Source organism: Pseudomonas sp. GM18 (genome assembly GCF_000282195.1).
GTDB lineage: Bacteria > Pseudomonadota > Gammaproteobacteria > Pseudomonadales > Pseudomonadaceae > Aquipseudomonas.
Window position 1 is genome coordinate 1 of record NZ_AKJT01000023.1, and the last position, 16,603, is coordinate 16,603.

15 protein-coding genes and 1 tRNA gene are annotated in these 16,603 nt (G+C 60.4%); 5 read left to right on the forward strand and 11 right to left on the reverse strand.

The annotated features are described in order from the left end of the window. The 5 genes from ybgF to nadA form a co-directional block, all read left to right on the forward strand. On the forward strand, positions 1-425 hold a 425-nt coding region (gene ybgF, locus PMI21_RS23555), incomplete at its 5' end, for a tol-pal system protein YbgF (RefSeq protein ID WP_007934674.1). Between the two features lie 181 nt (positions 426-606). Next, on the forward strand, positions 607-1,254 hold the full coding sequence (gene queE, locus PMI21_RS23550) for a 7-carboxy-7-deazaguanine synthase QueE (RefSeq protein ID WP_007934675.1): 648 nt from the start codon (positions 607-609) through the stop codon (positions 1,252-1,254). A gap of 1 nt (position 1,255) precedes the next feature. After that, the gene (gene queC, locus PMI21_RS23545) at positions 1,256-1,948 is read left to right on the forward strand and encodes a 7-cyano-7-deazaguanine synthase QueC (RefSeq protein WP_007934677.1); all 693 of its coding nucleotides are present in this window, start codon (positions 1,256-1,258) and stop codon (positions 1,946-1,948) included. A 63-nt stretch (positions 1,949-2,011) separates the two neighbouring features. Then, positions 2,012-2,087, forward strand: a tRNA-Lys gene (locus tag PMI21_RS23540). Positions 2,088-2,349: 262 nt separating this feature from the next. Then, a complete protein-coding gene (gene nadA, locus PMI21_RS23535) occupies positions 2,350-3,408 on the forward strand; it encodes a quinolinate synthase NadA (RefSeq protein WP_007934679.1) in 1,059 nt (352 codons plus the stop codon). 113 nt (positions 3,409-3,521) lie between these two features. Here the strand turns inward: nadA and PMI21_RS23530 are convergent, their stop codons facing one another. The 11 genes from PMI21_RS23530 to arcA all read right to left on the reverse strand — a co-directional run bounded on the left by PMI21_RS23530 (position 3,522) and on the right by arcA (position 16,561). Then, positions 3,522-4,010 carry an RDD family protein gene (locus PMI21_RS23530; protein WP_007934681.1) on the reverse strand — a complete coding sequence of 163 codons (489 nt, stop codon included), beginning with the start codon at positions 4,008-4,010 and terminating at the stop codon, positions 3,522-3,524. A 95-nt stretch (positions 4,011-4,105) separates the two neighbouring features. Continuing rightward, positions 4,106-4,318, reverse strand: coding sequence for a cold-shock protein (locus tag PMI21_RS23525; protein ID WP_007934683.1), 213 nt, complete (start codon positions 4,316-4,318; stop codon positions 4,106-4,108). 393 nt (positions 4,319-4,711) lie between these two features. Beyond that, on the reverse strand, positions 4,712-5,836 hold the full coding sequence (gcvT, locus tag PMI21_RS23520; protein ID WP_007934684.1) for a glycine cleavage system aminomethyltransferase GcvT: 1,125 nt from the start codon (positions 5,834-5,836) through the stop codon (positions 4,712-4,714). 33 nt (positions 5,837-5,869) lie between these two features. Continuing rightward, positions 5,870-7,246: an L-serine ammonia-lyase gene (locus PMI21_RS23515; protein WP_007934685.1), complete on the reverse strand. Its 1,377-nt coding sequence runs from the start codon at positions 7,244-7,246 to the stop codon at positions 5,870-5,872. Between the two features lie 86 nt (positions 7,247-7,332). After that, positions 7,333-10,185 (reverse strand): aminomethyl-transferring glycine dehydrogenase, encoded by a 2,853-nt coding sequence (gene gcvP, locus PMI21_RS23510; protein ID WP_007934686.1) that lies wholly within the window; start codon positions 10,183-10,185, stop codon positions 7,333-7,335. Between the two features lie 11 nt (positions 10,186-10,196). Further along, complete coding sequence (gene gcvH, locus PMI21_RS23505) at positions 10,197-10,574, reverse strand: glycine cleavage system protein GcvH (RefSeq protein WP_007934687.1); 378 nt, start codon at positions 10,572-10,574, stop codon at positions 10,197-10,199. Between the two features lie 376 nt (positions 10,575-10,950). Further along, positions 10,951-12,462, reverse strand: coding sequence for a sigma-54-dependent transcriptional regulator (locus PMI21_RS23500; RefSeq protein ID WP_007934688.1), 1,512 nt, complete (start codon positions 12,460-12,462; stop codon positions 10,951-10,953). A gap of 196 nt (positions 12,463-12,658) precedes the next feature. Continuing rightward, the gene (locus PMI21_RS23495; protein ID WP_007934689.1) at positions 12,659-13,018 is read right to left on the reverse strand and encodes a DUF5064 family protein; all 360 of its coding nucleotides are present in this window, start codon (positions 13,016-13,018) and stop codon (positions 12,659-12,661) included. A 96-nt stretch (positions 13,019-13,114) separates the two neighbouring features. After that, positions 13,115-14,044: a carbamate kinase gene (gene arcC, locus PMI21_RS23490; protein ID WP_007934691.1), complete on the reverse strand. Its 930-nt coding sequence runs from the start codon at positions 14,042-14,044 to the stop codon at positions 13,115-13,117. 180 nt (positions 14,045-14,224) lie between these two features. Next, complete coding sequence (locus tag PMI21_RS23485; protein WP_007934694.1) at positions 14,225-15,235, reverse strand: ornithine carbamoyltransferase; 1,011 nt, start codon at positions 15,233-15,235, stop codon at positions 14,225-14,227. 69 nt (positions 15,236-15,304) lie between these two features. Beyond that, positions 15,305-16,561 (reverse strand): arginine deiminase, encoded by a 1,257-nt coding sequence (gene arcA / locus PMI21_RS23480; RefSeq protein ID WP_007934697.1) that lies wholly within the window; start codon positions 16,559-16,561, stop codon positions 15,305-15,307. Positions 16,562-16,603: the final 42 nt, after the last annotated feature.

Here is a 16,603-nt window from a genome sequence, read left to right on the forward strand (position 1 = left end):
CGGCAGCCGCTCAAGCCCCAGCGCCAGCCGCGGGTGGCGAACCGGCTGATCCGGCGAAGGAAAAACTGTATTACGATGCAGCCTTCGACCTGATCAAAGCCAAGGATTTCGACAAGGCCAGCCAGGCTTTCGCCGCATTCCTGCGCAAATACCCCAACAGCCAATACGCGGGTAACGCCCAGTACTGGTTGGGTGAAGTGAACCTGGCCAAAGGCGATCTGCAAGGTGCAGGTCAGGCATTTGCCAAGGTTTCGCAGCTGTACCCCAAGCACCCTAAAGTGCCTGATTCGCTGTACAAGCTCGCTGATGTAGAGCGCCGCCTCGGTCATACCGATCGGGTCAAAGGTATTCTGCAGCAGGTTGTGTCCCAGTATCCGGGCACTTCCGCCGCTCAGCTGGCACAACGCGACTTGCAGCGCATGTAAGGCTGTAAGCTTGTAGAAATAGCTACCTGTTTTGAAGAAACCCGCGCCTATCGCGGGTTTTTTCGTTAGAATTCATCCCCTTTTTATGAAACACGCTTTTTGGGATCTGCGCGTTGGCGGGGTTCCTTGAAGTGCCTGACGGAGGCGGACAGCCTGTTTAGCTGTTACGCCCGTGGCGACTATGCAAGACACATTGAGAATCACCGAAGTTTTCTACTCGTTGCAGGGTGAAACGCGGACTGCCGGGCTGCCCACTGTTTTTGTGCGCCTGACCGGTTGCCCATTGCGTTGCCAATACTGCGACAGCGCCTACGCGTTCACTGGCGGCACCATTCGCACCCTCGAGGACATCCTCGAGCAAGTGGCCGGTTTTCGCCCGCGTTACGTCTGTGTCACGGGCGGCGAGCCCCTGGCGCAACCCAATGCCATTCCCTTGCTCAAGCAGTTGTGTGACGCCGGTTACGAAGTGTCGCTGGAAACCAGCGGCGCGCTGGATATCTCGGCGGTCGATCCACGGGTCAGTCGCGTCGTCGACCTGAAAACCCCGGGTTCGAAAGAAGCCCACCGCAACCGCTACGAGAACATCGAACTGCTCACGCCCAACGATCAGGTGAAGTTTGTCATCTGCTCGCGGGAAGACTATGACTGGGCTGTGTCCAAGCTGATTCAGTACGGTTTGAGCGAGCGTGCCGGCGAAGTCCTGTTCTCGCCGAGCCACCATGACCTTAATGCGCGTGATCTGGCGGACTGGGTGGTGGCGGACAATCTGCCTGTGCGTCTGCAATTGCAGCTGCATAAATATCTTTGGAATGACGAGCCGGGGCGCTGAAATGACTGAACCACTGAACACTGCTGAAAAACGTGCGGTCATCCTGCTGTCCGGCGGCCTCGACTCGGCGACGGTCGTGGCCATGGCCCGTGCCGAAGGCTATAGCTGCTACACCATGAGCTTCGATTACGGTCAGCGCCACCGTGCTGAACTGCATGCCGCCGAGCGTGTCGCCCGCGACCTGGGTGTGGTCGAGCACAAGGTGATTGGCCTGAACCTGAACGGTATCGGTGGCTCGGCCCTGACCGACAGTTCCATCGACGTGCCGGAGGCGCCGAGTGAAGGCATTCCGGTGACCTACGTGCCGGCGCGCAACACGGTGTTTCTGTCCCTGGCGTTGGGCTGGGCCGAAGTGCTGGGCGCGCGTGACATCTTTATCGGTGTAAACGCGGTGGATTATTCCGGTTACCCGGATTGCCGTCCCGAGTTCATCGAAGCGTTCGAGCGCATGGCTAATCTGGCGACCAAGGCCGGTGTAGAAGGGAATGGCTTCCGTATCCAGGCCCCCCTGCAGAACCTGAGCAAGGCGCAGATCGTTCAGGCAGGCGTGAAGCTTGGCGTCGATTACGGGCTGACCGTTTCCTGCTATCAGGCGGACGATAACGGCCGTGCGTGCGGTAAATGCGACAGCTGCCGTCTGCGTGCAGAAGGCTTTGCGGCGGCCGGAATCAGCGACCCGACACCTTATTTTTGATTTATTTCAAATTAGGTGTTGAATAGTCCTTAAAAATCAGTATTATACGCGCCACCACACAGCGGGTCGTTAGCTCAGTTGGTAGAGCAGTTGGCTTTTAACCAATTGGTCGTAGGTTCGAATCCCACACGACCCACCATTTTAAAAAATCTGGAAGGCCCACGTAAGTGAGGATTTCCGGGTTTTTTTTTGCCCGCGATTTGAGGTTGTCCCCGTCCGGGATCGCTCTGCGTGACGCAGGTCAGAATCATCTTTTGCATCCACCGGATATTCTGTAGCCTTGCGCAGCTTCAACGCTGTCCGTGCCTGATGAATACTCACTCTCCCGGCGGTACCCCGAAGGGTCCGGAGCCGGGTGTATACTCGACTTTCGCGCGAAAGCGCCTGCAGGTCTTGCGAACATGACGCAGATTTCCGAACGCCTTCTGGTTCAAGCCCACCTCGACGCCAAGCAGCCCAAGCCGCTGACGGCCGAGGAGGAGGCTTATTACCGCACAGCCATCGCAGCCGAGCTCAAGGCTCAAGACGCGGTGCTGGTTGCCCACTTCTATTGCGATCCAGTCATTCAGGCCCTGGCCGAAGAAACCGGTGGCTGCGTCTCCGACTCTCTGGAGATGGCCCGCTTCGGCAATGCCCATCCGGCCAAGACCGTAGTGGTTGCCGGTGTGAAATTCATGGGCGAAACCGCGAAAATCCTCAACCCTGAAAAGCGTGTGCTGATGCCGACCCTGGAAGCGACCTGCTCGCTGGACCTGGGTTGCCCGGTGGACGAGTTCTCGGCGTTCTGCGATCAGCACCCGGAACGCACGGTGGTGGTGTATGCCAACACCTCGGCGGCAGTCAAAGCCCGGGCGGATTGGGTGGTGACTTCCAGTTGCGCGCTGGAAATCGTCGAAAGCCTGATGGATAACGGCGAAACCATTATCTGGGGCCCGGACAAGCACCTGGGCACTTACATCCAGCGCAAGACCGGCGCCGACATGCTGCTGTGGGACGGTGCCTGCATCGTTCACGAAGAGTTCAAGGCCAAGCAGCTCGAAGACATGAAAGCGCTGTACCCGGACGCGGCCATTCTGGTGCATCCGGAGTCGCCGACCGCCGTGATCGAATTGGCCGACGCGGTGGGTTCCACAAGTCAGCTGATTGCTGCTGCGCAAAGCCTGCCGAACAAGACTCTGATCGTCGCCACCGACCGTGGCATCTTCTACAAGATGCAGCAGCTGTGCCCGGACAAGGTCTTTATCGAAGCGCCTACGGCCGGTAACGGCGCGGCTTGCCGCAGTTGCGCGCATTGCCCGTGGATGGCGATGAACACCCTTGAGCGCACGCTGAAGAGCTTGCGTGAGGGTACCAATGAGATCTTCGTCGACCCGGCGTTGATTCCGCAGGCGATTCGGCCGTTGAAGCGCATGCTCGATTTCACACAGGCGGCGCGGATGAAGCTGGCGGGTAACGCCTGACACTTACTGTGGCGAGAGCTGTTGTGGCGAGGGAGCTTGCTCCCGTTCGGTTGCGCAGCAGCCGCATTCAGGGGCGCTTCGCACCCCAGCGGGAGCAAGCTCCCTCGCCACAGTTACTTGGTCTTCTTCGGAATCCGCACTAACTGGGTATTGGAATAGATGTCGTGCCAGCTGCGCTTCTGTTTGTCGAACATCGACCAGAAGAACCCCAGCCCGAGGCATAGCCAGGACGCGATCGACACCACAAAGCGCAGCAGCGCCTGCCACAGGCTGATGGATGAGCCGTCGGCGTTTTGTACGCGGATGCACCACACCTGCATGCCCAGGGTCTGGCCCGACCAGGTCCAGAACTTGGCGAAGAAGCCGAACAGCACGAACAGCAGCACCGTCGACAGCAGTGGGTCACCGTCCAGCGCGCCGGCTTCGGTCAGGGTGCGCATTCGGTCTTCGCCGATGATTGCCATCTGGATCATCTTGTAGATGCCGCTGGTGACGATCAGCAGGGCAGTGCACAGCAGGAAGTCGTAGAACATCGCTGCCAGGCGACGACCCAGGCCTACGGCGGGGAAGTCGCCTTGGGGGTTGAGCAGGTGTTTCGACATGGCTGCCTCTGAACGGAAAAAGAAGCCATTTTACGGATTTGCGCGCACAAAAAAGCCCCTGATGTCAGCATCAGGGGCTTTTTCGTAACAGAAGATTAGCCTTCTGCTTGTACTTCGTCAGCCTGCATGCCTTTCTGGCCTTGCACAGCAACGAACGTCACTTTCTGGCCTTCTTTCAGGCTCTTGAAGCCGTTGCCCTGAATAGCGCGGAAATGCACGAACAGATCCGGACCGCTTTCTGGAGTGATAAAACCAAAACCTTTCTCGTCGTTAAACCACTTGACGGTACCGCTCTGACGTTGGGACATTTCTTATTTCCTTTGACGCAAAAATGAATGACAGTCTCCTTCTCGTGAAAGAGTACTGGGGCTGGTTGCAGGAGAGTAAGAAGACGTCGAACGGGATGTAGCTAACTTGTAGGCTACTGCCCAGGTCACGATTTCCAAGCGACCCATGCAAACACAGTGAACAAACTCTACGCCAACTACGGGAGAAAAAACAAGCCCCGCGAAGGCCCGGATTTCCTCAGGTTGATGGCAATTAGAGTGGCCACTAGTGCGGGCTTATTCGATCGCGTTGTTCATTGGTTTTCGATTGTTATAAGTAACGTTCATAAACGAAGCATATGCACTATTTTATGGCGGTTGCGTTACAGATTAGTGCACTGTTAACGCAACCGCGTTACTTATAGAAACAGTCAATCAGCCACGATAGTAGCGTTGTGGAACAAATGGCATTTTGCTTACAAGCAAAGGCACCTTTTTCCCACGCACAATGGCCCAAACTGGTGTTTCCAAAACGGTATAAGCGCTGTCGAGGTAACCCATGGCCAAAGGACCGCCCAGGGTCGGACCGAAGCCGCCGCTGCACACGCTGCCGATGATTTCGCCGGCTTCGTTGACGATCTCTGCACCTTCACGCACCGGTGTACGTTCCTGCGGCAGCAGGCCAACGCGCTTGCGGCTGACACCGGCTTGCTGCTGGGCGAACACCGTTTCGGCGCCAGGGAAGCCGCCGGCCCGCGCGCCATCGGCACGTCGAGGCTTGGAGATGGCCCACAGCAGGCTTGCTTCGATCGGCGTGGTTTCGGTGTTCATGTCGTGGCCGTACAGGCACAGGCCGGCTTCCAGGCGCAGGGAATCGCGGGCGCCGAGGCCGATGGCCGCGACTTCCGGTTCGGCCAGCAGGGCGCGAGCCAGCGCTTCGGCGTTGGCCGTCGGTACGGAGATTTCGTAACCGTCTTCACCGGTGTAGCCCGAACGGCTGACAAAGCAGTCCACGCCCAACAGCTTCACGCGGGTGAATTGCATGAAGGTCATCTTCGCAACTTCCGGCGCCAGGCGTGCGAGCACGGTGACGGCGGCCGGGCCTTGCAACGCCAGCAGTGCGCGCTCTTCGAACAGCGGTTCGATGGTGCACTGGTCGCCGATGTGTTTGCGCAGGTGCGCCAGATCCTGGTCCTTGCAGGCGGCGTTGACCACCAGGAACAGTTCGTCGTTACCGAGGTTGGCGACCATCAGGTCGTCGAGGATGCCACCGGCCTCGTTGGTGAACATCGCGTAGCGCTGCATGCCCACCGGCAGGTCGATGATGTCCACCGGCACCAGGGTTTCCAGGGCTTTGGCTGCATTGGCGCCGGTCAGGCGGATCTGGCCCATGTGCGAAACGTCGAACAGCCCGGCCTGATCACGGGTGTGCTGGTGTTCTTTCATCACGCCCAGCGGGTATTGCACCGGCATGTCATAGCCGGCGAACGGCACCATGCGGGCGCCGAGTTCGAGGTGCAGTGCGTGCAACGGAGTTTTCAACAATTGTTCGGTGGACATATCCAGCTCCTGAAAATAGTGCCGATGCGCGCATCAGCACTCGATAATGTTGACCGCCAAACCGCCACGGGCGGTTTCCTTGTATTTGCTTTTCATGTCGGCACCGGTCTGGCGCATGGTGCGGATGACCTTGTCGAGGGAGACGTAGTGCTGACCGTCGCCGCGCAGCGCCATGCGCACCGCATTGATGGCCTTGACCGAACCCATGGCGTTGCGCTCGATGCAAGGCACTTGCACCAGCCCGCCAATTGGGTCGCAGGTCAGGCCGAGGTTGTGTTCCATGCCGATTTCGGCCGCGTTTTCCACCTGCTGCACTGTGCCGCCGAGCACTTCGCACAAGGCGCCGGCCGCCATGGAACAGGCAACGCCGACCTCGCCCTGACAGCCGACTTCGGCGCCGGAGATCGAGGCGTTTTCCTTGTACAGAATGCCGATCGCCGCCGCGGTCAGCAGAAAACGCACCACGCCGTCGTCATTCGCTCCGGGAATAAAGCGCATGTAGTAATGCAAGACTGCCGGGATGATGCCGGCTGCACCATTGGTGGGCGCAGTGACTACGCGTCCGCCGTTGGCGTTTTCTTCGTTGACCGCCAGGGCGTACAGGTTGACCCAGTCCAGCACTGACAGCGGATCGCGCAGCGACGATTCCGGGTTTTTGCACAGTTGCCGATGCAGCGCCGCGGCCCGACGCTTGACCTTCAGCCCGCCGGGCAGGATGCCTTCGTTGCGGCAACCAGCGGCGACGCAGTCCTGCATCACTTGCCAGATTTTCAGCAGCCCGGCGCGGGTTTCCGCTTCCGGGCGCCAGGCGCTTTCGTTGGTCAGCATCACCTGACTGATCGATAAACCGTAGGTGCTGCAGTGACCAAGCAGGTCCTTGGCGCTTTTGAACGGGAAGGTCAGGGGCGTGGCGTCTTCGACGATGCGGTCGGCGCCGGCAGCGTCTTCATCGACCACGAAGCCACCGCCGACCGAGTAGTACTCGCGGCTGCGGACTTGCAGGCCCGCGGCGTCGAATGCGCGAAAGATCATGCCATTGGGGTGATAGGCCAACGGTTTACGAATCATCGCCAGGTGTTCTTTCTCGTTGAACGCGATGCTGTGTTCACCGAGCAGGTTCAAGCGACCGCTGCTGCGAATCTCTTGCAGGCGGGTAGTGACGGTTTCGGTGTCCACGGTGTCCGGGTGTTCGCCTTCCAGGCCCAGCAATACGGCCTTGTCGCTGCCGTGGCCTTTGCCGGTGGCGCCGAGCGAGCCGTAGAGCTCGACTTTGACGCAGGTGGTTGCTGTCAGCAGCCCTTCACGGCGCAACCCTTCGGCGAAGCGCGCAGCGGCACGCATCGGGCCAACGGTGTGAGAGCTGGAGGGGCCGATGCCAATCTTGAACAGGTCGAACACGCTTAACGACATGGTTGTTCTCCGGTTTCTTGTTATGAGGATCGACACAGATCGATCGTTCCCACGCAGAGCGTGGGAACGATCATTGTTGTACAGGTTTAAGCGTAGCTTTCGATCGACGGGCAGGCGCAGACCAGGTTGCGATCGCCAAACACGTTGTCGACGCGACCGACCGGTGGCCAGTACTTGGCTTCGATCAGCGACGCTACCGGGTAAACGGCTTGCTCGCGGCTGTACGGGTGAGTCCACTCGCCGACGATTTCCGCAGCGGTGTGCGGGGCGTTTTTCAGCGGGTTGTCATCCTTGTCCAGCGTGCCGTTTTCCACCGCGCGGATTTCTTCGCGGATGCGGATCATGGCGTCGCAGAAGCGGTCCAGTTCTTCCTTGGATTCGCTTTCGGTCGGCTCGATCATCAACGTGCCGGCCACCGGGAACGACATGGTCGGGGCGTGGAAGCCGAAGTCGATCAGACGCTTGGCCACGTCATCGACGCTGATGCCGCTGCTGTCTTTCAGCGGACGCAGGTCGAGGATGCATTCGTGCGCCACCAGACCGTTGCTGCCGGTGTAGAGGACTGGATAGTGCTCTTCGAGGCGACGGGAAATGTAGTTGGCATTCAGGATCGCCAGTTGCGAAGCGCGCTTGAGGCCGGCGCCACCCATCATTCGAATGTACATCCAGGTGATCGGCAGAATGCTCGCGCTGCCGAACGGTGCCGCGCAGACTGCGCCTTCCTTGCGTTCCATCTGGGCGTGGCCCGGCAGGAACGGCGTCAGGTGCGACTTGACGCCAATCGGGCCGACGCCCGGGCCGCCACCGCCGTGTGGGATGCAGAAGGTTTTGTGCAGGTTCAGGTGCGATACGTCGCCGCCGAACTTACCCGGTGCGCAAAGGCCGACCATGGCGTTCATGTTCGCGCCATCGATGTAAACCTGGCCGCCGTTGTCGTGAATGATGCCGCAGATTTCGCGGATGCCTTCTTCGAACACACCGTGGGTCGACGGGTAAGTGATCATCAGCGCAGCGAGGTGTTCGCGGTGCTCGATGGCCTTGGCACGCAGGTCTTCGATGTCGACGTTGCCGCGGGCATCGCAGGCGGTCACAACCACGCGCATGCCGGCCATGTTGGCGGTGGCCGGGTTGGTGCCGTGAGCGGACGACGGGATCAGGCAGATGTCGCGACGGTCTTCGCCACGGCTCTGATGGTAGGCACGGATCGCTAGCAGACCGGCGTATTCACCCTGGGAACCGGCGTTCGGTTGCAGGGAGATCGAGTCGTAACCGGTGGCGGCGCAGAGCATCGCTTCCAATTCATCGGTCAGCTGCTGATAGCCGGCGCTTTGTTCGGCCGGGGCGAACGGGTGCAGGGCACCGAATTCAGCCCAGGTCACCGGGATCATTTCGCTGGCGGCGTTGAGTTTCATGGTGCAGGAACCCAGCGGGATCATGGTGCGATCCAGGGCCAGGTCCTTGTCCGCCAATTTGCGCAGGTAGCGCATCAGCTCGGTTTCGGAGTGATAACGGTTGAACACTGGGTGGCTGAGGATTGGCGATTGGCGAACCAATGCAGCCGGGATGGTGCTTGCAATGTTCGCGGCCAATGCAGCGAAGTCCGGCAGTGCCTTGCCGTCGGCCAGCAGGCTCCACAGGGTTTCGACGTCAGCCTGGCTGCTGGTTTCGTCGAGGGACAGGCCCAGACGCTCAGCATCGACCACGCGCAAGTTGATCTTCTGTGCGCGAGCCTTGTCGTGCAGGGCCGCCGTTTGTGCGCCGGTTTTAATCGTCAAGGTGTCGAAGAAGCTGGCTTGCTCGACGCTCAGGCCCAGTGCGCTCAAGCCTTTGGCGAGGATCGCGGTCAGGTGATGAATGCGATTGGCGATTTGCGTCAGGCCTTTCGGGCCGTGGTACACGGCGTACATGCTGGCGATGTTGGCCAACAGCACCTGAGCGGTGCAGATGTTGCTGGTGGCTTTCTCGCGGCGGATATGTTGCTCGCGGGTCTGCATGGCCAGGCGCAGGGCCGGCTTGCCGAAACGATCCACGGAAACGCCGACCAGACGGCCCGGCATGTCGCGCTTGAACGCATCCTTGGTGGAGAAGTACGCCGCGTGCGGGCCACCGAAGCCCAGCGGCACGCCGAAGCGTTGTGCGCTGCCGATGGCCACGTCGGCGCCGAATTCGCCCGGCGGGGTCAGCACGGTCAGGGCCAGCAGGTCAGCAGCGACCGCGACCAGCGCGTTAGCCGCGTGGAAGCGCTCGGTCAGTTCGCGGTAGTCGAACACGTCACCGTTGCTGGCGGGGTATTGCAACAAGGCGCCGAAGAACGGCGTCACGTCGGTCAGTTCACGCTCGTCGCCAACGACCACGTCGATGCCCAGTGGCTCGGCACGGGTGCGCAAAACGTCGAGGGTTTGCGGGTGGCAATGAACGGAGGCGAAGAAGGCGTGGCTGCCCTTGTTCTTGCTCAGGCGTTTGCAGAAGGTCATCGCTTCGGCAGCGGCGGTGGCTTCGTCGAGCAACGAGGCGTTGGCGATCGGCAGGCCGGTCAGGTCGCTGATCAGGGTCTGGAAGTTCAACAGCGCTTCGAGACGGCCCTGGGAAATTTCTGGCTGGTACGGGGTGTAAGCGGTGTACCAGGCCGGGTTTTCCAGCAGGTTGCGCAGGATCGGCGACGGCGTGTGAGTGCCGTAGTAGCCCTGACCGATGTAGGTCTTGAACAGCTGGTTTTTGCCGGCGATGGATTTGATCAACGCCAGGGCATCGGCTTCGCTCAGGCCGTCTTCGAGGCCGAGGACGCTGGTGCCTTTGATGCTGTCGGGAATGACGCTGGCGCTCAGGGCTTCCAGGGAGTCGAAGCCGAGGCTGTTGAGCATGGCTTGCTCGTCGCCTGCACGCGGGCCGATGTGGCGGGTGATGAATTCGTTGGCGGTCGTCAGATTGACTTGAGTCATGTCGGCGCTCCTCAGGCTTGGGCTTTGATCAGACGGTCGTAAGCGTCTTGATCCAGCAGTTGGCCGACAGCCGAGGCGTCGGTTGGCTGGAAGCGGAAGAACCAGCCTTCGCCCAGCGGATCTTCGTTGACCAGTTCAGGGCTGCTGTCCAGCGCCGGGTTCACTTCCAGCACTTCACCATCCAGTGGCATGTACACGCCGCTGGCGGCTTTTACCGATTCCACGGTGGCGGCTTCTGCGCCTTTGTCGTAGCTCTGCAGCTCAGGCAGTTGTACGAAAACCACGTCGCCCAGTGCGTTCTGCGCGAAAGCGGTGATGCCGACCGTAATGGTGCCGTCAGCTTCGGTGCGCAGCCATTCGTGATCTTCAGTAAAACGCAACTCGCTCATGGAAACTCCTAAGGGGGCCAGACTCGTCTGGTGGACGCGGTGGAATGCTGGGGCAATGCCCTGTTTTATGGGTGCTGCTTTTTTATAAGAAGCTAAGCAAAATCGCGGCCAATGTTATTTATTCTTTGTAAATCAATAAGTTATTGGTTTTGTCGAATTGCTGGAATGGACAGGCTGTAGCGAAATCGCTACAGCTTGAAGCAAAGAAAAAAGCCTAGGTGGATCAAAGCCTTGCACAGCGCTGATCGGGAGAGGGTGTATCGATATCATTCCACTGTAGCGCTTTCAGTACAGATGGGGGTCGCTTTTGAGCACGGTTTTGAAGCCCGGGCTGCATTCCCACGCAGAGCGTGGGAACGATCAAGGCATTACGCAACTACAGGGGCTTATTGGGAATCCCGTACTTGCGCAACCGATGGGCAATCGCGGTGTGGGAGGTTTGCAGGCGGCTGGCCAGTTGGCGGGTGGAGGGGTAGCTGACGTAGAGCTTTTCCAGCAGATCTTTCTCGAACTCTTCCATGGCCTGTTCGAGGCTGTCGACCTCGGTATCGCTCTGGCGCGCCACGGAGGTGCCAGCAATGTCGAGGTCGCCGATGTCCACCAGGCTGCTTTCGCAAATCGCCGCGGCGCGGAAGATCACGTTCTGCAGTTGCCGCACGTTGCCCGGCCAACGGTTGCCCAGCAGCGCCGGGTAGGTGCCCGGGGCCAGACGGCAGACCGGGCGCTGGATCTGCGCGCAGGCCTGCTGCATGAAGTAGCGCGCCAGCAGCAGAATGTCCTGGCCGCGCTCGCGCAGGGGCGGGACTTCGACATTCAGCACGTTGAGGCGATAGAACAGGTCTTCACGGAAGGCGCCTTCGCTGACCATTTTTTCCAGATTGCGGTGGGTCGCGCTGAGGATCCGCACGTTGACCTTCACTTCGCGGTCGCCACCGACCCGACGAAAGCTGCCGTCGTTGAGAAAACGCAGCAATTTCGCCTGCAAATACGGCGACATCTCGCCGATCTCGTCGAGAAATACCGTGCCCTGGTTGGCCAGTTCCATCAGCCCCGGCTTGCCGCCCCGTTGCGCGCCGGTGAAGGCGCCGGGGGCGTAGCCGAACAGTTCGCTTTCGGCGAGGTTTTCCGGCAGTGCCGCGCAGTTCAAGGCCAGGAACGGCGAACCGTGGCGGGCGCTGATGGCGTGGCAGGCACGGGCCACCAGTTCTTTGCCGGTGCCGGTTTCACCCTGGATCAGCAACGGTGCATCAAGGGCGGCGACCCGCTGGGCGCGAGCCTTGAGCGTACGAATCGCCGGCGATTCGCCGAGCAGGGCATCGAAGCCTTCAGCGTGATCGTGGTGCAGCGCCGAGAGGCGTTCACCGATGCGGTTCGGTTGATACAGAGTCAGCAGGGCGCCGGCGTCGGTGATCGGCGTGGCGTCCAGCAGCAGGGTTTGACCGTTGACGGTGATTTCGCGCAGCGGCAGGCGGAAGCCGTTTTCCAGCAATGTGTCGAGCAGCGCCGGGTCGGCGAACAGCTCGCTGATGCTCTCACCCGCCGGTTCGCGGCCGTACAGGGCAATCAGCGCCGGGTTGGCCAGCAGCACTTTGCCTGCACTGTCCAGGGCCAGCACCGGGTCGGTCATGGCGGCGAGCAACGCGTCGAGCTGCAAGTGCCGGCGCTGGCCGGGAAGGATGTCGACCACCGTCACCGCTTGCACGCCACGCACGTTGAACAGCGCATCGCGCAGCTCTTCGAGCACGGCCGGGCTCAAGGTCGGGGCGTCGATGTAGACGTTGGGCGGCACCATTTCCACCGCATCCAGATTGAGATTGCGCCCACCGAGCAGGGCCAGGACTTCCTGGGTGATACCGACGCGGTCGATGAAACTGACGTGGATGCGCATGGGCAGTTTGGTTCTGGAGTGCGGAGGGTGGCAAGTATGCCTTGGGGCGGGCCTCAGGTGAAATGCGCGTTCTAATTGTCGGAGCGAGGAGGCCCTCAATACCGCCAAACGCTTCGCGGGCAAGACCTCGCTCCTACAAGGGAATACGTTCGGCGCAGGAGTTGCCGATAGCTGCGATCTTTAGATCTTCCCAGCGTTATCCCAGGTGTTCAGGTTTTACCGGGTCGCCGGACTTGACGTGGAGCTGTGCCCGCACGTCTTCAAACATCTCGTCGTAATACTTGTGCATCGCGCCGATGTTGGTTGTCTTGGGCAGGCCATACTTTTGTGCGATACGCGTGGCGTGGCGGGCGAAGTCGAAGGCCTGGTCCTTGGGCAGGTAGAACGATTCATCCAGCTCTTTGCCCTCGACCGAGCCATGCAGCCTGAAGAGCATGCCTTTGCCTTCCTTGGGATCCTGGGCGATTTCGTATTTGATGTGCAGGTTGTAGCTGAAGTCGTCCTTGTTCAGCGCGTGACGCTCGATGTGCAGATGACCGGGTTCAAACGTAGCCATTGGCGTCTCTCCTTCAAAAAAGGCCTTGAATCAGGGCAGACCCCACACCTGTCCCCCTGCGTTTCTTTCTATTCGTTTCTTTCTATTCGTTTCTTTCTATTGATAGCTGATACCAGGCGTCGCTGTGCTGATACGGGTGCCGGCCTTGCCCTGGACGATCGCTTCGATGTCCGCGAGTGAACCGATCACCGCGACTTTCCCAGTATGGCGGGCGAACTCGCAGGCCGCCTGGACCTTTGGTCCCATGGAGCCGGCGGCGAAGCCGAGTTTTTCCATTTCATCCGGGTGGGCCTGGGCGATGGCTTTCTGCGTGGGTTGGCCGAAGTCGATGTAGGCGGCATTGACGTCAGTGGCAATCACCAGTAGATCGCTTTCCAGCTGTTCGGCCAGCAGCGCCGAGCACAGGTCCTTGTCGATCACCGCTTCCACGCCCTGGAGCTTGCCGCTGGCGTCGTACATCGTCGGAATGCCGCCGCCCCCGGCGCAAATCACGATGCTGCTTTTGTCCAGCAGCCACTTGATCGGGCGGATTTCGAAGATGCGTTTGGGTTTCGGGCTGGCGACCACGCGCCGGAATTTGTCGCCGTCCGGGGCGATGGTCCAGCCTTTTTCGGCGGCGAGTTTCTCTGCCTCGGCTTTGGAGTAGACCGGGCCGATGGGTTTGCTGGGGTTCTGGAAGGCCGGGTCGTTGGCGTCGACTTCGACCTGGGTCAGCAGGGTGGCGAACGGGACTTCGAAGTCCAGCAGGTTGCCCAGTTCCTGTTCGATGATGTAGCCGATCATGCCTTCGGTTTCGGCGCCGAGTACGTCGAGCGGGTAAGGAGAAACCTGGGTATAGGCCGCCGCTTGCAGCGACAACAGGCCAACCTGCGGACCATTGCCGTGGGCGATTACCAATTGGTTGCCGGGGTAGACCTTGGCGATCTGTTCGGTGGCGATCCGGATGTTGGCGCGCTGGTTGTCCGCGGTCAGGGGTTCACCCCGGCGGAGCAGGGCGTTACCGCCCAGAGCAACGACGATACGCATAATGCAGTCCTTCTAAATAGGGGCGGGCGATCTGATCTCCCTGATGATCGTTCCCACGGTCCCCGTGGGAATGCCGCCCGGGACGCTCCGCGTCCCATGTGACGCGGAGCGTCACTGGATGCATTCCCACGCAGAGCGTGGGAACGATCATCAGCGTGGGAACGATCACCGCATCAGCCGTTAGATATCCGCCAACGCCGACACCAGAATCGCCTTGATGGTGTGCATGCGGTTTTCCGCTTGCTCGAAGGCGATGTTGGCCGGCGACTCGAAGACTTCTTCCGTCACTTCAACCCCGTTGGCCAAGTGCGGATAGCGCGCGGCGATGTCTTTTCCGACCTTGGTTTCGCTGTTGTGGAATGCCGGCAAACAGTGCATGAATTTCACGCGCGGGTTGCCCGAGGCCTTCATCATGTTGGCGTTGACCTGGTACGGCAGCAGTTGCTCGATGCGTTCGTCCCACGCTTCCACCGGCTCGCCCATCGACACCCAGATGTCGGTGTGGATGAAGTCCACGCCCTTGACCGCTGCTTTCGGGTCTTCGGTGATGGTGATGCGCGCGCCGCTCTCTTCGGCGAAGGCTTTGCACTGATCGATGAAGTCCTGATGCGGCCACAGCGCTTTCGGTGCGGCGATGCGTACGTCCATGCCGAGTTTGGCACCGATCATCAGCAACGAGTTGCCCATGTTGTAGCGCGCATCGCCGAGGTAGGCGTAGCTGATGTCGTGCAGCGGTTTGTCGCTGTGTTCGCGCATGGTCAGGGTGTCGGCGATCATTTGCGTCGGGTGGAACTCAGCGGTCAGGCCGTTGAACACCGGTACGCCGGCGAACTTGGCCAGCTCTTCGACGATTTCCTGTTCGAAGCCGCGGTACTCGATGGCGTCGAACATCCGCCCCAGCACGCGGGCGGTGTCTTTCATGCTTTCCTTGTGGCCGATCTGCGATGACACCGGGTCGATGTAAGTGACGTGGGCGCCCTGGTCATGGGCCGCGACTTCGAAGGCGCACCGGGTGCGGGTCGAGGTTTTTTCGAAGATCAGCGCGATGTTCTTGCCTTGCAGGTGCGGACGCTCGGTGCCGGTGTATTTAGCGCGTTTGAGGTCGCGGGACAGGTCCAGCAAGTAGTGCAGCTCGCGAGTGGTGTGGTGCATCAGCGAGAGCAGGCTGCGGTTGCGCATATTGAAAGCCATGATTGGATCTCCTTGGGTTTCGGTTATCCCCTCGGCCGTGCTGGATAAGCATCGGCCAAGGCTCGAAAGTTAATAATCGATAGGGTCGCGAATGATCGGGCAGGTCATGCAGTGGCCACCGCCGCGCCCGCGCCCGAGTTCACTGGCGCTGATGGTGATGACCTCGATGCCGGCCTTGCGCAGCAGGGTGTTGGTGTAGGTATTGCGGTCGTAGCCGATGACCACGCCTGGCTCCACGGCCACCACGTTGTTGCCGTCGTCCCATTGCTCGCGTTCGGCGGCGAAGCTGTTGCCGCCGGTTTCGACGACGCGCAGCGCCTTGAGGTTGAGGGCCTTGGCCACGGTGTCGAGGAAGCTGGTTTCTTCACGGCGCACGTCGATGCCGCCCGGTTTGCTTTCATCAGGGCGCAGGCTGAAGGCGACGATCTGGTTCACCACTTCCGGGAAAATCGTCACCAGGTCGCGGTCGCAGAAACTGAACACGGTGTCCAGGTGCATCGCTGCGCGGGATTTCGGCAGGCCGGCGACGATCACTCGTTCCACCGCTTTGTTCTTGAACAGATTGACCGCCAATTGGCCGATGGCCTGGCGGGACGAGCGCTCGCCCATGCCGATCAACACCACGCCGTTGCCGATCGGCATCACGTCGCCGCCCTCAAGGGTGGCGCTGCCGTGATCCTGGTCGGGGTCGCCGTACCAGATCTGGAAGTCGGCGTTGGTGAACTGCGGGTGGAATCTGTAGATGGCGGTGGCCAGCAGGGTTTCCTGACGGCGCGCCGGCCAGTACATCGGGTTCAGGGTCACGCCGCCGTAGATCCAGCAGGTGGTGTCGCGGGTGAACTGGGTGTTGGGCAGCGGCGGCAGAATGAAGCTGGAGTGGCCGAGGAAATCGCGGAACATCTGGATGGTCTTGCCACCGAAACTGTCCGGCAGGTCATCGGCGGAAACCCCGCCGATGAGGAATTCGGCGATCTTGCGCGGCTCCAGGCTACGCAGCCAGGCACCCACTTCATGGATCAGGCCGAGGCCCACCGAGTTGCCGGTGATCTTGCGTTCCAGAATCCAGTCCAGCGCTTCAGGCATCGCCACGATGTCGGTCAACAGGTTGTGCATTTCCAGCACGTCGATGTTGCGCTCACGCATTTTGGTGACGAAGTCGAAGTGATCACGCTTGGCCTGGGCGACCCACAGCACATCATCGAAAAGCAGTTCATCACAGTTGTTCGGGGTCAGCCGCTGGTGGGCCAGGCCGGGGGAGCAAACCATGACTTTGCGCAGTTTGCCGGCTTCGGAATGGACGCCGTACTTAACTTTTTCCGTGGTCATTACGTGTTCCTCCAGATGAAAACAATCGGGTACTGCTTTTCA

Excerpts from the sequence above, each read along its gene's own strand:
- gcvP (WP_007934686.1), bottom strand. The coding sequence starts at position 10,185 with ATGACTCAAGTCAATCTGACGACCGCCAACGAATTCATCACCCGCCAC.
- PMI21_RS23495 (WP_007934689.1), bottom strand. The coding sequence starts at position 13,018 with ATGGCTACGTTTGAACCCGGTCATCTGCACATCGAGCGTCACGCGCTG.
- queC (WP_007934677.1), top strand. The coding sequence starts at position 1,256 with ATGACTGAACCACTGAACACTGCTGAAAAACGTGCGGTCATCCTGCTG.
- arcA (WP_007934697.1), bottom strand. The coding sequence starts at position 16,561 with ATGACCACGGAAAAAGTTAAGTACGGCGTCCATTCCGAAGCCGGCAAA.
- PMI21_RS23515 (WP_007934685.1), bottom strand. The coding sequence starts at position 7,246 with ATGTCGTTAAGCGTGTTCGACCTGTTCAAGATTGGCATCGGCCCCTCC.
- nadA (WP_007934679.1), top strand. The coding sequence starts at position 2,350 with ATGACGCAGATTTCCGAACGCCTTCTGGTTCAAGCCCACCTCGACGCC.
- gcvH (WP_007934687.1), bottom strand. The coding sequence starts at position 10,574 with ATGAGCGAGTTGCGTTTTACTGAAGATCACGAATGGCTGCGCACCGAA.
- queE (WP_007934675.1), top strand. The coding sequence starts at position 607 with ATGCAAGACACATTGAGAATCACCGAAGTTTTCTACTCGTTGCAGGGT.
- PMI21_RS23500 (WP_007934688.1), bottom strand. The coding sequence starts at position 12,462 with ATGCGCATCCACGTCAGTTTCATCGACCGCGTCGGTATCACCCAGGAA.
- PMI21_RS23530 (WP_007934681.1), bottom strand. The coding sequence starts at position 4,010 with ATGTCGAAACACCTGCTCAACCCCCAAGGCGACTTCCCCGCCGTAGGC.
- gcvT (WP_007934684.1), bottom strand. The coding sequence starts at position 5,836 with ATGTCCACCGAACAATTGTTGAAAACTCCGTTGCACGCACTGCACCTC.
- PMI21_RS23485 (WP_007934694.1), bottom strand. The coding sequence starts at position 15,235 with ATGGCTTTCAATATGCGCAACCGCAGCCTGCTCTCGCTGATGCACCAC.
- PMI21_RS23525 (WP_007934683.1), bottom strand. The coding sequence starts at position 4,318 with ATGTCCCAACGTCAGAGCGGTACCGTCAAGTGGTTTAACGACGAGAAA.
- arcC (WP_007934691.1), bottom strand. The coding sequence starts at position 14,044 with ATGCGTATCGTCGTTGCTCTGGGCGGTAACGCCCTGCTCCGCCGGGGT.